General features: G+C 39.1%; 9 protein-coding genes and 2 riboswitches. All 9 genes read left to right on the top strand.

What is annotated here, in order from left to right:
* Positions 1–112 precede the first annotated feature (112 nt).
* The 9 genes from QR40_RS03600 to QR40_RS03555 all read left to right on the top strand — a co-directional run bounded on the left by QR40_RS03600 (position 113) and on the right by QR40_RS03555 (position 20,160).
* Positions 113–955: a leucine-rich repeat domain-containing protein gene (locus QR40_RS03600; RefSeq protein ID WP_027292025.1), complete on the top strand. Its 843-nt coding sequence runs from the start codon at positions 113–115 to the stop codon at positions 953–955.
* 296 nt (positions 956–1,251) lie between these two features.
* Positions 1,252–1,448: riboswitch (cobalamin riboswitch) on the top strand.
* A gap of 282 nt (positions 1,449–1,730) precedes the next feature.
* On the top strand, positions 1,731–2,570 hold the full coding sequence (locus QR40_RS29455; protein WP_052430675.1) for a DUF4430 domain-containing protein: 840 nt from the start codon (positions 1,731–1,733) through the stop codon (positions 2,568–2,570).
* A gap of 68 nt (positions 2,571–2,638) precedes the next feature.
* Positions 2,639–6,787 carry an Ig-like domain-containing protein gene (locus QR40_RS29450; protein ID WP_052430674.1) on the top strand — a complete coding sequence of 1,383 codons (4,149 nt, stop codon included), beginning with the start codon at positions 2,639–2,641 and terminating at the stop codon, positions 6,785–6,787.
* 293 nt (positions 6,788–7,080) lie between these two features.
* On the top strand, positions 7,081–7,563 hold the full coding sequence (locus tag QR40_RS03580) for a flavodoxin domain-containing protein (protein ID WP_044293329.1): 483 nt from the start codon (positions 7,081–7,083) through the stop codon (positions 7,561–7,563).
* Positions 7,564–7,680: 117 nt separating this feature from the next.
* Positions 7,681–7,894, top strand: a riboswitch (cobalamin riboswitch).
* Between the two features lie 184 nt (positions 7,895–8,078).
* Positions 8,079–11,006, top strand: coding sequence for an Ig-like domain-containing protein (locus QR40_RS03575; RefSeq protein WP_044293327.1), 2,928 nt, complete (start codon positions 8,079–8,081; stop codon positions 11,004–11,006).
* A 37-nt stretch (positions 11,007–11,043) separates the two neighbouring features.
* Positions 11,044–15,153 carry an InlB B-repeat-containing protein gene (locus QR40_RS03570; RefSeq protein WP_044293318.1) on the top strand — a complete coding sequence of 1,370 codons (4,110 nt, stop codon included), beginning with the start codon at positions 11,044–11,046 and terminating at the stop codon, positions 15,151–15,153.
* Positions 15,154–15,235: 82 nt separating this feature from the next.
* Positions 15,236–17,407, top strand: coding sequence for a DUF4430 domain-containing protein (locus QR40_RS03565; protein WP_044293316.1), 2,172 nt, complete (start codon positions 15,236–15,238; stop codon positions 17,405–17,407).
* A gap of 5 nt (positions 17,408–17,412) precedes the next feature.
* Positions 17,413–19,428, top strand: coding sequence for a hypothetical protein (locus tag QR40_RS29445; RefSeq protein ID WP_052430673.1), 2,016 nt, complete (start codon positions 17,413–17,415; stop codon positions 19,426–19,428).
* Between the two features lie 144 nt (positions 19,429–19,572).
* Positions 19,573–20,160 carry a DUF4430 domain-containing protein gene (locus QR40_RS03555; protein ID WP_242858442.1) on the top strand — a complete coding sequence of 196 codons (588 nt, stop codon included), beginning with the start codon at positions 19,573–19,575 and terminating at the stop codon, positions 20,158–20,160.
* Positions 20,161–20,162: the final 2 nt, after the last annotated feature.

Raw genomic sequence — 20,162 nt, 5'->3', positions numbered from 1 at the left:
GAAATGAGTTTATTTTTGTGCAAAAATTTATATGTTATGAAAAGCCTTTCAGTCTATGTACAGAAGGGCTTTCTTTTTTAAAAGAGGGATACAAAGGAAAAGGGAGAGTAAAATGGGAAGTCAAGTACTTATTTATAAGGGAGGAAATGTCGGCTTTCGAGTATTTGGCATGCGGGAAGGAAAACAGTGCGCAGATAAAAATCTGAGTATTGGAACAATTTTTGATGAAGTTTCAGATCAGGCACTTCGTAATAAAATACGTCTGAAAACGGCAGATCTTTCTCCGAATATAAAGAAAATCGGGAAAAGAAGCTTTTACGGATGTACTTCATTATATAAAGTCAGCTTTGGAAATCTGGAAGTGGTTCAGGAAGAAGCATTTTGCGGATGCTCAAAATTAAAGGAAATATATTTTCCGGCTAGTACAAAGTCAATCAGAGATGGAGCTTTTAAAGAGTGTAAGCGTCTGGAGTCAGTCACATTTGAACCAAGCAGGGTGAATTTTATCATACCAAGAGAATCATTTTATCAATGTCAGAATCTCACAAAACTTATACTGCCAAGTAAAATAAACCGTATTGAAGAACGAGCGTTTTATAAATGTATGAATTTATCAAAACTACATTTTCCGGTTACATTAGAATCTATTGGTCGTGAGGCGTTCTATCAGACGGGCTTTACGATGCTGAAGCTTCCCCGTAACCTGAGGGTTTTAGAAGACAGCGCCTTTTTTAAGTGCAATCAGTTAGAGTATGTGTTATTGCCGGAATCCCTAAAGAAGATCGGTAAATGGGTATTTCATGGATGTAACCGGCTGAAAATACTGGAGATCCATCATGATCCGGATGAAATTGGGGATTGGATTATTAATAAAAGTGCTGTTATACGATGTAAAAGGGGTAGTAGAATGGATGAATACTGTGATAAATTTGGGTTTACACGGGAATACTGTTAAATTATGTAAAAAAATTACAAATAGTATAAAAATATTACATAAAAACACTTGTATAATAGTATAGAATACTTATTATATTCAAAATATTGGAGAACTATGTTCTTAATGATTTGAAATATAACTCTATATCATTTATTTGTTATATAAATATTTACTTAATGTTTTTTGTGGAGTTTACAAATTAATTATAGATAGAATTAGTAGTTAATAAAAAATATTGTTTATTATTATAAAGTGTCAGTATACTATTGACAACTAAATTTATATGAGCTATGATGTATTACAGAAAATCACAAAATTAAATATGGAATTGCGGTCATTTTTCATCTAAGTAATCAATGAAAGTGATAATAGGGAAGCTGGTGAGAATCCAGCACAGTCACCTCTACTGTAACGTGGACGAAGAGACAAATACCATTGATAGGAGACTATCGAGAAGGTGTTTCTAAGGATGAAGCGAAGTCAGGATACCTGCCGTGTTGCAAGTTATTTATTTCTGGGCTGAGGAAATAGGTTTATTTTTATGCCGCAATTCAATCAATTACATACGGGGAATAATAAGCCTTTCTGTCTGAGTGCAGGAAGGCTTTTTTTAATGATTTTCAGGTTTATATAGCTTTTGGACAGTTAAAAAGTCCATTTCTATGGTTAACGATACCATATTTCTATAGAAAGGGAGCAACAGCTGATGAATGGAACGGAAAGGAGGGGAAATAGCGATGATTGGTTCCGAACAGCATGAAAATGAGAGACATGAAAAAGGAGGATTTGATTTATGAAGATTTTTAAAAAATTGACCGCGTTGGTACTGGCTTTAACATTAGTTTTAGGTATGACCACAATTACAGCATCTGCAGCAAGTGATAACCTGGCGATTGGTTCTGTTACTTTAACAGCGCCTACATCCGGTAAAAGTGCAGCAGCAGAATTAAAGACAGTAACCGTTGGCGGTGTAACACGTTATACTTATAATGCAAAATTACCATCTGGAACAGCTACAAGTGATCTTAAGAAATTAAAAGTTGTTCTGACTGGTGTAAATTCTGATGCAGCTGTCAGCATTGATAGTCAGACAAGCGCTACAGGAAGTACTACAAGAACATTTAATAACGTTGATGTGTCCGCGTCATCAGCTACAATTTCGGTTACATATGGCGGGGAAACCAGAGCTTATGAATTGACGGCTACTGTGGATGCAACAAAACTTACTGTTGAAATTGGAATTCGTACTATTAATGCATTTAATTATGGAACTGAATTCCAGGCTGCAGCAACTGCTATTATGCTTCCTTCAAATGATAAGAATTCTTATATTAAACTTACTATGAATGCAGGAGATACTGTTATGGATGCATTAGTAATGGCTGCAAATAGGTTTGGGATTCAATTGACTGGAGCAGAAAATAATTACATCTCAAAAATTTCTAAAGGTGCATATACTCTGGGAGAATTTACCTGCGGAGGTATGAGCGGATGGATGTATACAGTAATTCCTCAAGGTGGAGAAGAGTTTTTACCAATGTATGGTGCAGCTCAGTATTATCTGGAAGGCGGAGAAAAAATTAATTGGCAATATACCTGTAACTATGGTGCAGATATTGGATTTGGATTCTAATTACAATTTGTGAGAAAGCAGGGTATCCCATTTCGGATGCCTTGCTTCATGTTAGAAAGAGGTAGGTTATGATAAAAAAGGCAAAACGTTATCTGGCTGGATTGATGTCCATGTGTATGTGCTTAACAATGGTTCCGATAAATGTACAGGCGCAAGTAAAAGAGTCAGAGAATATACAGAGTGAGTCATATTATGACAGAATGAGTGAAAAAACTAATGCAGATACCAGATTGGTTACGATTAATGGGTATTGCGGCGAATCGGGAGTAGAGCCTGATGAGGACTTCTATAGCTTTGCATTTGCATTATCAGATAGTAATCATAATGTTATTTATGATCCTGCAAAATATTGTAAAGTTGGTGAAACATACTATTTACAGCTTGAATACAGGAACTATCCGCAAAACGTATTTAATCGTGCAGAAGTGACAGGTCTGGAATTATCAGAAGCTGATAAAAACAATATGATTGAAGCGATTACAAATGGTACTTTTTCATTTATAATGCCGGATAATGATGTTACATTTGATCTTTATCTAATGAGGCAGTATAGTGTTAGAAATGTATATATGGAACCAAAAAATGGCGGAACAGTAGTAATAACCGGTGAAGAGTATGTGAATGAAGATGAAACTAAATGGTATAACCCTTATAATACAGATGTTACGATAAAGGCTTTACCCAATTTAGGGTATCGTTTCAAGACGTGGGATATATCAACTTCAGGTTCGATGGGACCAGATTTACCTGTTGATCCAGAGCTTTCACAGAATTTAACATCATCGGAAAAGTTATTTAAGATGCCTAATCGTGATGTGCATCTAAATGCATACTTTGAAAAAGACCCCGATGCCGTTTTTGATGCCGTATTTACCGGAGGAGAAGGAGCAGTTGGAACAGCACCAGAAAAAATAACTAGTAAAGAAGCAGTTGAAATTACTTTACCTGAAAATACCTTTACATTAAACGGTTATCGATTCCTGGGTTGGTACGATGGTCAAGATGTTTATAAGCCGGGGTCTGTATACAACATGCCGTTTGGAGGTATCACTTTCACGGCAGAGTGGGCGCAGTCCGGTACATCTAATATTAAATTCGAATCAGGTGGAGCTGATTCTGGAACGCCAATCGTTTTAAAAAACCAGAAACCAGGCGACCAGGTAAAAATACCGGAAAATCCATTTACAAAAGCAGGTTATGACTTTGATGGATGGAATGATGGAACGCAGACTTACCAGCCGGGTGATGATTATACGATTCCGGATCATGACGTAACCTTTACTGCCCAGTGGAGTGCGTTTTATACCTTTGAGGCAGGTACCGACGTATGGAATGTATCTGCGAAATGGTGCTACGGTCCTGAGGATGCAGGAATTATTCCTGAGGAAGCTGGAGCTAAAAATGGCAAAATGCCAAAAGGCAACGTAGAACGTATATACTTTGGCATGTCCGGTGAGATCAATCAAAATGCAGATAATTATTACAAATTCGAAGGCTTTACCATTAACGGAAAAACTTATACCGAAGCAACGACGATCTCAAATACCGATTATTTTTCCGGAAATGTGATTATCAGCTTACCGGATAAAGAAGATGCAGATGGCTGCAAAAATGGTAAAGTTGAATTTAAAAATGGTGAATTTAAAGATAACGTTGAGATCAGGCAGCATTACACAGAAACAACAGAAAAACGATATCTGGCGGATATTTCATCTCTTGCAATTAACGGTCGAACAGGGAATATTACAAATGATAAAATTGTTGTAAGCGTACCTGAAAATACGGATCTTACGAAATTGAAACCAGTCATCAAATTAAGTGATGGTGCCACAGTTTCCCCAAAATCGGAAGAAGAAGTGGATTTAACGAAGCCGGTTGTTTATACGGTTATATCCAAGGATGGCAGAATAACAAAGAAATATACAGTGTCCGTAGAATTTATACGGAATCACCTGGAAGAAAATCTGCCGGGATGGATTACACAGACATTTGAGGCACGCCGGGACAGAGATGGTGATGGTACCCTGGTACTGGGAAGCGAGCCATTCCTGAAGAGTGCCAGTTCAACCTGGTCCGACTGGGCTGCATTTACAATGGGACGTTTTGGCACGGTTAATTCCGATGGAAGCGTAAACCTGAATTATAAAGATGGTGAAAATAATGAAGGCTACAGCGCTTACATGGAAGCAATGAAAGCAAATATCGAAAAAAGGTATGCGGAGAACGATGGAAAATTAGATGATAATAAAGTGACAGAATGGCATCGTGCTGCACTTGCAATCGCAGCAATCGGAGGCGATGTTACTGATTTTGGAACTTATAATGGCAATGGAATTAATCTAATCAATGATGGAGCCTTTAATGCTGTTGTAGACCCCTCAAGGCAGGGAATTAACGGACCGATTTTTGCATTGATAGCAATGAATATACAGGACTTTACCCGTCCCGCTGAAATGAAATACTCTGATGAATATCTGATCAAATATATTCTGGAGAGACAGCTGAAGGACGGTGAAAATGGAAGCTACAGCGGATGGGCATTGTGGGGAGCGGTATCTGATCCTGATATCTCAGCTATGGCAGTACAGGCATTGTCTGCCTATTACTGGGATGATACGGAATATACTTACACAAATCTGGCAAGTGGTGAGACTGTAACCAAAACGGTTCGTACAGCAATCGATGAAGCATTGAACAGATTGGGGACATTGCAGACAGATCTGGGTGATTACTTATCCTGGGGAACACGAAATATGGAAAGTACGTCTCAGGTACTGCTTGCTATTATTTCTGTGGGAGTAGATCCTTTGACCGACCAGCGCTTTATTAAAAATGGAAATACCCTGATTGACGGTGTTTTACGGTACAAATTAGAGTCCGGTGGATTCTGCCATACCTTTGATTATGATCCGGATAATGCTGCGGCATCTAACGGAGTATATAATTCCATGGCAACAGATCAGGGAGGTTATGGTTTAGTTGCTGCCTGGCGGTATCTGAATGGTATGCGTTATATATATGACTATCGTGCAGAGTTCTCAGCCCAGGATACATCCGTTATAAACACCTTAAAAGCAACAATTGACAATGCATTAGCGAAAAAAGGAACGGAAGGATATTACGAAGCCTTAAATAGTGCTATGGAAACCTATAATAGTACTTTCAAAGAATTAAATGATAATTCTTTACGTAGATATGTACCAAACTACTGGCAGCTTTCCGATGCACTTGACGCTGAAAATGTCACAGTAGATGAGCTGAAAGCAGCAGCAGCGCCGGTAGAAAAACTTATTGTAGCAATTGGTCCGGTAACAAAAGACAGCAAAGCGGCAATAGAAAAAGCAAGAGCTGCATATGAAGCTCTTGCAGATGCAGCAAAAAAATATGTCAGCAATTACAGTGTCTTAACAGCTGCAGAAAAAACTCTGGCTGATTTATCAAAACCGGTACCGCCGGAAGTAGTAAAGGTTACAGGAGTTACATTACAGACAGCATCCATATCTATGTATCCTAACCAGGTACAATTGCTGAAAACAACCGTGACACCAGCCAATGCCGCAAACAAATCAGTAACCTATAAGAGCAGTAATACAAAGGCAGTCACAGTTGACGCAAATGGAAAAATAACCGCAAAATCTGCAGGAACTGCTGTTATAACAGTATCCGCACAAGATGGAAGCGGTAAGTCTGCTGCCTGTAAAGTTACTGTTAAAAAGGCAAATGTGAAATTAAATGCAACAAAATTACCATTACAGTTAAAAAAGCGGGTGACGCTTAAGGTATCTGGATTGGCATCAGGGGATAAAGTGGTCTCCTGGAAGAGTTCCAATAAAAAATATGCGGTGGTATCGGACAAAGGGAAAGTAACAGCGAAGAAACCTGGAAATACGAAAATTACCGTAACTACAAAATATGGAGCCAAAGCAACCTGTAAAGTAACCGTACAGAAAAGCAAGGTGAAAGTGTCCTCTATTTCTGTTAATATGAAAAAGCTTGAGCTGAAAAAAGGTAAGAAGGCAAAATTAGCAGTAACACTTAAACCAATTACGGCGAAAGATAAGGTTACATTTAAATCTTCTGATCCTAGTGTTGCGACGGTAGGTTCTAAGGGAGTAGTAAGGGCAAAGAAAAAAGGAGAATGTAAGATTATTATCCGTACGTCAAATGGAAAGAAGAAAACGGTAAGAGTGAAAGTTATAAATAGTAACAAAAAATAAAATTTTGTCACGAAATTCCAATTAAAACAATTAAAATACGACTGCACGATCTGGCTGCAGAGAAATGATGAATCAATCTATGGTGATGTCCATATTTGAATTCTTTCTCTGCGGTTCGGATCGTGCAGTTTTTGTATGTAGTGACTAAAAGTATCAAAATAAAATTTTTGCAGGCCTTATTGACAAATAGATAATAATAGGATATGATAACGATATAAATTAAATTAACAGTGTTAAGTATATGCAAAAACCAAAAACCAACAACTAAAAAATAAGTGTATAGGAGTAAGTGCATGAAAATATTGATACTATATGCAAGTAAATATGGATGTACAGAGGATTGCAGCAACTATCTCAAAGATAAACTGAACCAGGAAGTAAAAACAATAAATTTAAAAGAAGCCGGATCCGTCGATTTGCAGCAATATGACTGGGTTATCATCGGCGGATCCATATACATAGGGAAAATACAAAAAGAAGTAAAAGTTTTTTGTGAACAGAATCTACAAAGCCTGCTTACAAAAAATATTATTTTATTTATGTGCTGTACAACACCTGATCAGGAAAGTGGGTTCTTCATCAAAAATTTCCCCGCTTCGCTGCGAAAGCATGCTGAAAAAACAGTAAATATGGGAGGTGAACTTCGTCAACATAAAATGGGATTTTTCGATAAAAAAATAACAGCCATGGTGTCGAAACTGGAGCCTAAGAAAAATGAAATACTATATAAAAATATAGATGGATTAGCTGATTTTCTAAATAAGAAATGTTCTTAAATGAAGCTGCTAAAAGAAAAATATTTTTATAGTTTTGGAGGTAAAATATAAAAAAGATACCAATTATCCAAAGAAATTCATTGACTTTCCCATATCAATGAGATAGTATTATTTCATAAACAAAATATTAATTGCGGTCATTTTTCATGCATTTTTTCAGAATCTGCCATGAAAGTGATAATAGGGAAGCCGGTTAAATTCCGGCACAGTCACCTCTACTGTAACGTGGACGAGGAAACAATATGCCATTGGCGCTGCACGGATAGCTGCTGAGAAGGCGTTTCTAAGGTCGAAGCGGAGTCAGGATACCTGCCGTAAAAACAGATTGCTGTATTTCCGGGATGAGGAAGCAGATTTGTTTTTATACCGCGATTTAATGTTTGGTGCATTAGAATGATGGAATAAAGAGGATGGGAATCCGATTTGATTATAATATAAAAGCCTTTCTGTTTACACACAGGAAGGCTTTTATTTTTGTGTAAAAAAATATGATACATAATTCAGGAGGAAATGAAATGAGGGAGAAAAAAGTGATTCAGAAATTTTTCGTTTGGATGATTGTCATGCTGCTGTTGATAACAGATATTCCGGTAATGATTGTTCGGGCGGATGAAACAGGTTCCGGTCAGCAAGAAGTAATCATGCTGAAAACGACTTTACAGGATGGTTTTATCCAGCGGTCAAGCAAAAGAACATTTGATGTCTGGGCAAGGGACAGCGGAGATAACAAAGTGGATTCAGAGGCATTTCTGTACAATGAAGATATGCCCAATGACAGAGAAGCACTGAAGGTGAGCTGGAATGATAAGAAAAAGACCAGCTATTTATTGAATATGTCAGGAAAGCCAGATGGCAGTTACGTTATTATTGTCAGGGGATTTAAGGCAGACAAAGCAGAAAATGAGATTCAATATCATTTTACCTATCAGGCGGCAGATAAAGGCGATTGTATAGGATATGCGGCTTTTGATATCGAACTTTTCACGATTTCAAAAGATTATCTGATTGAACCGGTTCTGGTACCGGTATATGAAGGTGAGAATTCCGTTCGTGTACTCCAGCGGCTGATTCAAAAAAATGGATATGATATGGTATATACGGGGAGCCTGGATACCGGCTTTTATTTATCTAAAATTCAGAATCTTCCATCTGGATTTTTGAAGGATGCGGCTTTAGAGCCTACGGTGGCAACTGTTGATGAAGTGCGCAATGCCTTTGATCCAACTGCTTTTATTGACGGAGAACTGGGAGAATTTAATTTCAGCCGTATGAGCGGCTGGATGTATTGTCTGAATAATGTATTCCCAAATGTAGGATTTGCGGATACCTATCTATCAGACGGAGATGTGGTACGCGTACAGTTCACGGTAGGATATGGTTCTGAGATCGGCGGCTCCGGTGCAATGGGTGGCGGGGATATTGACGATTATTATCTGGTAGCAGACAAAGACCGTCTGACATATCTGCTTGCCAGTATAAATTCTGCAGCAAATAGAGAAGCGTTGCTGAATGATCCAAAGATCAGCCAGATGGTAAATCAGGCGAACCAGGTCATGAGGGATATAGGAGCAGAGCAAAATGTGGTAGATGAGACATCAAATATGTTGGAAGAAACATTGATTGGTGAAGTAACTGCTATAAAAATGCTGTCAGAAGATAAAGAGATTATGATTAATGACAGTGAAGAATTGCAGGTGGCAGTGGAGCCGGAACAAACTCATTTTCCAGTTAATCTCCACTGGACATCCAGTGATCCGGAAGTGGTGTCGGTAGAAAGCGGAGTGGTGACGGCTGTAAGTCCGGGTGTGGCACAGATTACAGCCAGTTATAGAGATATGCAGGCATCCTGTACCATTACTGTACCGGTAAGCCCTATGACCGGGATTGACCTGAGTGCGGATCATTTGGACATTCTGAAAAAACAGGAAAGTGAACTGGAAGTAATCTATCTGCCATCAAATACATCGGACAGCAGGGAAGTACGATGGTCTTCTTCTAACGAAAATGCCGCAACCGTGGATGATAAAGGTCTGGTCGTGGGGAAAGGAACCGGTGAGACGATTATCACGGCTGTCTGTAATGATTTTGAAGCCTCCTGTACAGTAAATGTCAAAGAGATTCCTATGACGGATATGAGTCTTAGTATGGAATCCATGGAATTAACAAAAGGTGCCACAATGACATTAAAGGCAAGTAGTATTCCTGAGGATGCAACAGATGACATTACCTGGACTTATGTAACATCTGATCCGGAAGTGGCGACCGTGGGTAAGACCGGGATTGTCAAGGGAATAGCCGAAGGGGAGGCGGATATTACGGTTTCGTCAGGGGCATTTAGCAAAACATGTAAGGTAACCGTAAAGGAAATACCGTTGCAGCAAATCAGTATCAGTTCCCCTTGTTTTTCCCTGTCCAGCGTCAGCGGCGTAAAAATTAAAAACTTATTATTAACCGTATCGCCGGATAACTATACGGAAAATATTAGATGGAATAGCTCAGATTCTTCCATTGCAAGTGTAGATGAAAAAGGTCTGGTGATGGCGAAGAAAAACGGTACGGTATGGATAACGGCATACGGAGATAAAAGCGGAGTCAGTGCCAGTACTATGGTAAAAGTGATTGACAAAGCAGTTTCCGTAAACAGTCTGTCATTTTCCCAATCTGAAATATCTCTGGAAGAAGGAAAAACATTAACATTACCGATCAAAACATCACCGGCAAATGCTACGGATCCGTTTATATGGGTATCCGATCAGGAAAGGATTGTAACGGTCAAAGATGGCACCATTACAGCAAAATCTTTAGGTACTGCGAATATAACAGTATATTCCGGTGATCAGGCGGCTTCCTGTAAAATAACCGTTCAGAAGAAATCAGAACCAAAGCCAACGCCGCCGCCGACTCCAACACCGCCTGTTCCGCAGCCCCCAAAACCGGTACCACAGCCAAAAGCCTATGTGAAATTAAATGTAAGCAGTATTCCTCTGCAGGTGAAAAAATCAACCAAAGTAGTGAAAGTTAAAAGCATTGGAAAAGGAGACAAGGTTGTATCCTGGACCAGCTCAAATAAAAAAGTGGCAACGGTTACAAGGAGTGGGAAAATTACAGCAAAAAAGAAAGGAACTGCTAAAATTACCGTCAAGACAAAACGTGGTGTAAAAGCAGTCTGCAGGGTAAACGTACAAAAAAGCAAAGTTGTTACCAAATCGATCAAAGTAAATAAGAGCAGTATGAGCCTGAAAAAAGGGAAAAAGGCAACGATTACAGTGGTCAGAAAACCAATTACGGCAACGGAAAAAATTTATTTTGAATCGTCGAATGAAAAAATAGCTACTGTAAATTCGAAAGGCGTAGTAAGGGCGAAGAAAGCAGGACATTGCAAGATTAAGGTGAGAAGCAAAAATGGCAAATCTAAAACCGTAAAAATTATGGTTATAAAATAAGTATTTAAACTTATTCGCGGGATGAAGGAGGATGGTTATGAAGTGGAATGTTTTTTGTAAAAGGGTACTTGCCCTGGTGTTAGTTGTTGTAATGATTTTAGGAATCGTACCGGTCACTTCTCTTAAGGTTCAGGCGAAAGCGTGGAACCCCAATGAGGCAAATCAGAATCTGGATATTCGATTCTGGGAAGATGAAAAGCCTGGTATAAGATTCTATATCAATGCAGGAGCACGGTATATCCTGGAGCATGTGAAAGAACCCAGTGTAGGAACCAATAATGGCGAATGGTCAGTAATGGATCTGCTTCGGGGAATGTATATTGGCGCTGATTATATGAATTATATTGACGAGGGATATTTTAGTGACTATTTGAAAAGGGTTGAGCAGTATGTGGTTGACAGAGAAGGCAAATTGGATTTTGCAAAGTCAACGGAGTGGTCCAGGGTTATATTAGCACTCACTGCTCTGGGTTATGATATTACTGATATCGGAGGTTATGATTTTATAGAAAAATTATCATCTTCTTATAAATTTTCTTATTTGCAGGGAATAAACGGTCCAATTTGGGAAATTATCGCTATGAATACAGGCGGATATTCTTTTATGAAAAATCCATCCGATGCTGAACCTGGTGATGTAAATACATATGGAAGAATGATAGATTTTATAGTTAGTAAAGAACTAAAGCAGAAGGATGGTACAAAAGGAGGGTTTTCACTGATAAACAATTTTCCGGATCCGGATGTAACTGGAATGGCACTGCAGGCTTTGGCACCATATTATTTGGATCAGGCAAAATACCTTCGCAGTGGAGCAGATACACCTTATGGTGAATTTTTAAAAGTTGTGGAGCGCGGGATTCTGGAACTCAGTAAATTGCAGGCAGCAAATGGTGCATTTAAGGGATGGGGAAATGTTAATGCGGAATCTACTGTTCAGGTTATTGTGGCATTGACTGCTTTAAATATTGATCCGATGTCTTCAGATGTGGAGCTTCCGAATATTGGTAAAAGATGCGGATTCATTCAGAAGGGCATGGTACAGGATGGTGTCAACACAAACAATATGATTGACGCGCTTCTTACTTTCTGGGCTTCAAAAAGTGGAGCATCACCGGGGTCTGGAGGATTTAAGCACATAACATCCGGATTTGATGGCGGCGGTGGTGCAGGAACATCCGTTAATGGAATGGCTACAGATCAGGCGGTTTATGGCTTAATTGCTTATGACCGTTTTATAAATAAGGAAAATACATTGTATGATATGACTGATATGATGGATGGAAGTTATCAGGAAATGGCGCCTGCCTCATATACAGTTGTTTTTGATGGAAATGATCATGCTGTAGAAAAAGAAGATGTAAAGGAATACAGTCCCTATGCTGAAGTAACAATGCCCGTTTTTACTTCACTTGATGAACAGGAATTTATCGGATGGAATACAAAGCAGGATGGAAGCGGAAGTTTTTATCAGCCGGGAGAATTATTATCAATGCCGGAAAAAGATATTACGCTTTATGCACAGTATGGACAAAATAATTATTCCATAAGTATAAATCTTGGAGAAGGAACACTTGCCCAGGGAGTTGTTATTCCGGAAAATTACACTCCTTATAGTGATACGATTGTTTTGCCAACAGAGCAGCAGATAACTAAAGATGGGTGTATATTTAAAGGTTGGTACAGAAATCCCTCATTTACTGGGGAACCTGTAACAGAGATACCGAAAGGCAGCTATGGACCACAATCATTCTATGCAAAATGGATTGTAAACTACACTACCGGATTAAACGAATTTTTCGCTATTGTAAATAAGTTAGATGTAGAGGCATTAACAATTTCAGACAGGTCTAAAATTAAAAGAGCGAGAGAAATCTATGATGGACTGTGTGCAATACAGCAGGCAGAAATTAATGCTCGTTATTATAAGCGTTTGGTTCAGGCAGAAGAAAAGCTTGCTGCTTTAGAAGCAGGGATGGAAGAAAGTAAAATTGTAATTGAGTTAATCAATAATTTGAAAACTGAAGTCACACTGCAGGATGAGAAAGCTATATCGGAGGCAAGAGCAACCTATGAATTATTATCGGAAGACGATAAAGAACTGGTTACAAACTATAGTAAACTGGTTGACTCAGAGGCCAAACTTGCAGTACTTGTAGAAAATAGCAATAAGGCAAAAGAAGTAGTGGATCTGATAAATTCTATAGGTGAGATAACATTAGAATCTCAGGAAATAGTGGAAAGAGTCAGAGGAGCTTATAATGAACTTAGTGAAGAGCAAAAAGAATTGGTGGATGCAGATAGCTTGAAAAAGCTTGAGTCTGCAGAAGAAATACTTGCTACATTATTAGAGAGTGCTGAAAGAATCGCTTTGGTTCAGGAAAAGATATCAGTAATTCCAAAGAATGAGGACCTTAACCTTGAAGACAATAGTTTTCAGCTAATAACGGAAGCACATGCAGCATATTTAATGCTTACAGAAGATGAAAGAGCTCAGATAGAGGCAGGAACACTGGCACATCTTATAGAAGCAGAGAAACAGTTGTATGATATGGCTCAGAAACTGGCTAGGGAAGAAGATTTTGTGGCTGCAATGGATGTTGTAAATAAAATATTGATTTTTGGAGGAGAAATCTCCTTAGAGATGGAATCGGAAATCATTGCAGCCAGAGCTTCATATGATGCACTGGAAAATAATATACAGAAAGTATTAGTAGATAACTATTATACATTGCTTCGGGCCGAGATGGATCTGGAAAATATGAAGAAGGACAAAATTCTGGCTGATGGATTAATAGAGCGGATTGATGCTATTGGAGAGGTAACGCTGGATAAAGAAGAGGAGTTGGTATCCATTCGTCGTGAATTCGGACGAATGACAGCAAGTCAGAAGAAAATGATTTCCAATTATCAGGTATTAGTTCAGGCAGAAAAAATTCTTTCGAATATGAAATATAATTATAAAAAGGCAAAAGAGGTAATAGATAAGATTGCTGCAATTGGTACTGTATCAATGAGCAGTAAGGATGCAATTCTGTCAGCACGGGCAGCATATGATATCTTAAAGGAAGATCAGCGTGCTTTTGTATCACAGGAGGAGTATCAGATTCTGGTAAATGCAGAAGCAGAGTATGCAAGAATATTAAGCCTCCAGCTAAAGAGTATTAGTCTTAACACATATCAGTTAACTGTAGAAGTAGGAGCCAGTGCCAGCCTTCAGGTATCGTATAATCCGATAAATACGATAAACGATAAAACAGTAAAATGGAGCAGCAGCAATAACAAAGTAGTTACTGTGCAAAATGGCCAGTTAAAAGGAATTGCTAACGGAGAAGCAGCGATTACCGCTAATGTTGGTAAGTTTTCAGTATTATGCAGAGTAGTTGTACAGTCACCCCTTAAAAACCTGACTATAAATAAGAACAATATTGCGCTTGTAAAGGGACAGAGTAGCTTGTTATCCATAGGATACGTGCCTGCTAATACCACTTCTGACAGAACAATTTCATGGAGCAGCAGCAATAATAAAGTTGCAACAGTAACTGGAGGAAGGGTGACCGGACAAGGAGCCGGTTCAGCGGTAATCACGGCTAAAGTAGGAAACCAGACTGTTAGCTGTAATGTAGCAGTGTCTAATTACAGTCTTACTTATGTGCTTGCCGGAGGAAGCGATTACAGTAAAAATCCTATTACTTATAACGGGGATAAAACCATTACCTTAAAGGAACCGAAAAAGGCAGGTTATCTCTTTAAAGGATGGTATACCGACCGTAAGTTTAAAAAGCAGATTAAAAAGATACAAAAAGGAAAAGGCAGTAATTATACGCTCTATGCAAAGTGGGAAAAGGTAAAGAAGCCGGCAAAGCCAGTATTAAAAGACCTTACCAATACGGGATCCAAAAAGTTAAAAGTTGTGCTGAAGAAAAAAGTGAAAAATGCTCAGGGATATCAAGTACAATATGCTTTAGATAAACGTTTTCGTAAAAGTATGAAAACAGTAACAATGAAAGGAACAAGCAAGACGATTTCAAAACTAAAAAAGAAAAAGACATATTATGTGAGAGTGAGAGCTTATCGGAAAGATTCACTTGGTAAATACATCTACGGTTCCTACAGTTCTGTCAAGAAATTAAAGATTAAGAAATAAATAAGTTTGAATGAAAAGCACTTTCAAACGACTAATTAAGGAATAGCACAAGCCAGCTTGTGCTATTCAAGGAGGTATAAAGATGAAAAAATTATGGGCATATATCAAGGCTAGTGTAAAAAAACATAGAAGTGCTTCAACCGGAATAACAACACTTCTTGTGATTGTTTTGATAGCAGTAACTTTTATAAATGCCTTAAACAGCCAGGCTTCAGCTATGCCATCCAATCCGATCCAGGGACTGTCAGAAGACAGCTCCCTGGTAAAATTGACTAGTACAAATGAAGTGGTATCTACTTTGCCAAAAGGAATACCATCGGCGACAACTTCCAAAGTAAATGCTGATTCCAGTGAAGAACAGAAAAAGGAAGAAAAGAAAAACATTAAAAGTTCTGATAAATCTCCAGAAAAACAAAATCAACCTACAGGAGCTGGAAATCAGAAAGGTAATCAGGGAGCAAATAGCGGAGGCAGTGGTAACGGAAATACAAATTCCGGGGGTTCTAACGGGCAAAAAGGCAATGGTAATGGCAACAATAATGGTGATGGAACAGGTGGAAGCGGAAAAGAAAACAATAACAAAGAGCTTGATAAAAATGGAGACAAGAAAAATGAATATTTTAAATCGTCTATAATTGATGGAGAAACTGTTACCAATAGTAATTACTCGTTTACCATTACCCAGTTAAATAAGGAATTAACTGTAAAAAACACATTTGTAAATTTAAATAATGATGGAGATACCGATTTAACAGGATATGCTAAATTGTCTCCCGGTGAGAATCAAATTAAAATATCTGTAGTTTATCGGGATAAAGATAAGAAGGAATTCACAGTCTCTAAAACTTATACGGTTTTTTTAGAACTTTTGAAAATACAAATAAACTGCGATATTAAGGACAGTGATATTGTGACAAAAAGTGCGTATTCATTTACTGCATACGCAGAACTGTCAGGCAAAGAAATTCCTGTTATAGTCACTTTAAATGGAAAAACCATTACATCGGACTCTAATAAATATAAAACTGAATTAATGGAAGGTAAGAACCATTTCTCGATTTCTGCTTCAGAAGGTGAGGTCAATGAGAAGAAAGAATATACAATAACCTATGATAAACCCATCAGTGATTTATCTATAAGTACAAATCTGGGGGATTTTGAGGTAGTAGATATCCCGGAAATTACTTTTTACGCCTATGGGTTAAGGGGTGGAGAAAAAGTAGGCATGAAAGTTATCTGTGAGGGCAATGAACTGACAGATGACGGTAATGGTAATTATACGATGACTTTTGAAAAGGAAACAACATATCATTTTGTACTGACAGCGTATGATGATAATGGAAAGTATCCGGAACCTTATGATGTCAAGTATACATTTGCGACTGGTCCTGGTGAAGATGGTGAAGATCCGCGTTTGCCTGTAATCATAACGGATCTTGCGGAGATAGAAAGCAGTGGGGAAACTGTTCCTGAATTATTTACCTTCTACGTCGCAGCAAAAGATTATAAGGGCATGTATATCCAGCCAAGTGATATTAAAGTATATTTAAATGGTGAAGAAATGACACCTGTATATCCCAATATAAATAAGATAAGCTATAATGCCAGTGTACCGGACGGCACGTACTCAATCAAGGTATGGGCTTATGATACAAATCACCAAAAAGAACAAGATCGAACATTCACGATCACCAGCAGTCCTAAAATAGTAGGAACAATGCATATTTCCATGGAGGCAACAACAGTTGGTGCTTCAAGTATATTTGATGAAACTGTTGATATCAAACAAGGAGAAAATCTGGCATATGTGTTAGAAAGAATCCTGGGTAAATATGGGATTGAGACAGAAATAACCGGTTCTTTAGACGAGGCTTACTATCTAAAAGCGATAAAAGCCAATTATAATCTTTATGAAACGCTCCAGATACCGGAAGATCTAATGGAAAAACTGGTAGAATGGGATGCCGGTACGGCACAAGTTCTTCATTTAGAAACGTGTCGGGGAAGTAATCAATTAGGAGAAATGGACTTTACAATTGGTGCTGGCTGGATGTATTCCGTAAATGGAGAATATCCTAATATCGGATTTTCAGATTATGTTCCAAAAGACGGTGATGACGTTCGCATCCGTTTCACCCTCGCATACGGCAAGGACATCGGCGGCGGCGACGCAATGGGCGGTAATAATCCGCCACCAGATGGCAATCAAAACGGCACCGACACCGGATCAGTCGTCTGGGATAAGGAGTGGTAATCATCATGAGATTAAAAATGAACGCAGATAAATTAATAAAGAAGTTTCTGGTAATGTGTACTGCCTGCTGTCTCCTTGCAGGTATATTCACAATTACTGCAGAAGCATCCCACAAAGATTATACCCCGGACGAACTGTTAAATGTCATGGAGGGCATTATAAACTGGCGCAAAGCCATTTCAGGCGTCAGCATGGATGAACCTCTGATGTCAGAAGTCTTTTTAGACAGTGTGGGATCTACCTCAGGGGATTGGGCAGCTATTGGCATAGGCAGAAGTGGATATGCAGATGATTACAATGCTTATATTGCCGTTACGGCAGCGTATATCAGTAAATCCTATCAGGAAAATGGATATTTAGACCGTACAAAAGCGACGGAATGGCAGAGAATCGCACTTGCGGTGCTGTCAGCAGGAGGAGATCCGGTTTCCATAGGAGAGGATCAGGAGGGCAATCCAGTTGATCTGGTGGCAGATGGCAGCTATAATCGGGGAAAGGTAATGTCACTGGGTATACAGGGAACTAACGGACTGATCTTCGGACTTCTGCTCATGGATAGCATGCGTTATGATATTCCGGCGGATGCGGCAGATACGAGAGAGGGTTTGCTGGAGAGGATTCTCAGCAGCCAGATTAAGGATGGCGGGTTTAATCTGACATCCTTAGATGCTCAATCGGATGTGGATATGACTGCCATGGCACTTCAGGCATTGGCACCTTACTATAACAGTGAGAAGACCTATCGTTATGTGCAGCAGGGAACGAAGCAGGGAACAAAGCAGGGAACGAAGCAGGAACAGGAAAAAAGTGTCCGGCAGGTTGTGGACGAAGCCCTGCAATTCCTCTCAGCCAGCCAGCAGGAATCGGGCGGCTTCACAAGCTGGGGATCGGAGAATTCGGAAAGCTGTTCCCAGGTATTGATCGCTTTGGCAAGTCTGGGCATCGATCCCGGAAATGATCAGCGGTTTATTAAAAATGGAAATACCGTCATTGATGGGTTGATGCAGTACCATATGGAAGAAGGGGGATTCATCCATTCCAAAGAATTTGATGAGGAGAACCCCAATGCCGACCCGGATAAATCCAATACCATGGCAAGTGACCAGGCATTATGTGCGCTGACAGCTCTGTGCCGCTTCTATGGGGGAATGCGGAATTTCTATGATTTCCGTCCGGAACAGACAGCGGAATTAAAAAAACAGATATCGGATTTGGAAACCCGGATACATAACCTGAAGGAAGATACATCACCAGAGGAAATCACAGCGGTTTACGATGCATATGAACAAATTCCGCCAGAAGAAAGAAGCTATGTTTACTCCTATGCTGTCCTGGCAGATAAAATGGCTGAAAATGGGATTGCAAACAACACGGAGCCATTGTCTGAACATATGGGGGTGAATACAAAGGGAAATGGTTCAGTCACATCTCTCTTTGGACAGGACCTTGACATGTCCGCAAATATCCATTTTACAGATGAAGATGCAAAAAAAGTAGAAAGTCTGCCCGATCCCATTACCAGCGAATCTTACGTGGAAGTCGTTACGCTCCTGGACAAATACCGAAAGTCCGATAATAAAGAGGACTATAAGCAGTATAAAGAAAAACTGGAAGAAAAATCACAGGAGATCGACCAGATTAAAGAAACGATAAAATCAATTAATGAAGAAGTAACAAAGAAGCTGTATCCACTGGACAAAATATCCTTAAAAGACAGGGAAGAAGTGAAGCAAATACAAAATAAAATCGAAAGCCTCAGTGCCTATGACCGGACAAAGATCTTACAATATGAGGATATTGTACAGGCAAATGTAAGAATTAAGAATCAGATAACGGCTATAATTGTGGCAGCTTTCTTCGGAATTTGTGTGATTATTCTGGTTGTGATTGTAGTAATTCGCATGAGCAGGAGGAAACGGCGAAAGAATGAGAAATTTATGAAAGACAATAACGATGATGACGACGATGATGAAGAAGATGAAGAAGACTATGAAGAAAACGAAGATAAGCCACGAAGGTGAAGAAGACTATGATAACAATTACGGACTGAAAACATAACGGTTAAGCATTCCATAAAGGTTGAAAAATAGCAATTAGAAAGGAAGTCACAAAGGTTTTTAACCTTTTTTTGCAGTGACTGTATCACAGAAACTCTGTGATCGGAAATGGGTACACAAATGAAAAAAGATTTACTGATACTTGCCTTTGCGGCTATCATTATCATCGTTCTGTTTAAAGGCACAAAGTTCCAGTCTGTGGAAGATTATTACCTCACTCATGTGGACGATATCACAGAAGATTCCCAGACTGTTACATTAAGCATCCGTTGCGATACAATCCTGGATAACTGGGATCAGCTTAAACCGGAACTACAGGATGAAAAATACGTTCCGGCAGACGGTGTAATCTTAGCACCGACAAAATATGTACTGCGTCCGAAGGACACCGTTTTTGATATTTTAAACCGTGCTACGCGCCATGAAAAAATTCATATGGAATATCAGGGGGCACAGGATAACGTTTACGGAAGTGCCTACATTCAGGGGATAAATTTTCTGTATGAATATTCCTGCGGTCCTCTGAGCGGGTGGATGTACCGGGTAAACGGAGCATTTCCGGATTACGGTTGCAGCCGTTATAAACCAAAGGATAAGGATATAATCGAATTTGTTTATACCTGTGACCTTGGACGGGATATTGGAGGAAGCTTCGATACGCAAAATGACAGCAAAGCTACTGAGACAGAAGAATGAGT

The sequence above is a fragment of the Robinsoniella peoriensis genome (genome assembly GCF_000797495.1).
GTDB classification, from domain to species: Bacteria; Bacillota; Clostridia; order Lachnospirales; family Lachnospiraceae; genus Robinsoniella; species Robinsoniella peoriensis.
The sequence above is the reverse complement of the archived record's forward strand: the minus strand, read 5'-3'. Positions and strand labels throughout refer to the sequence as shown.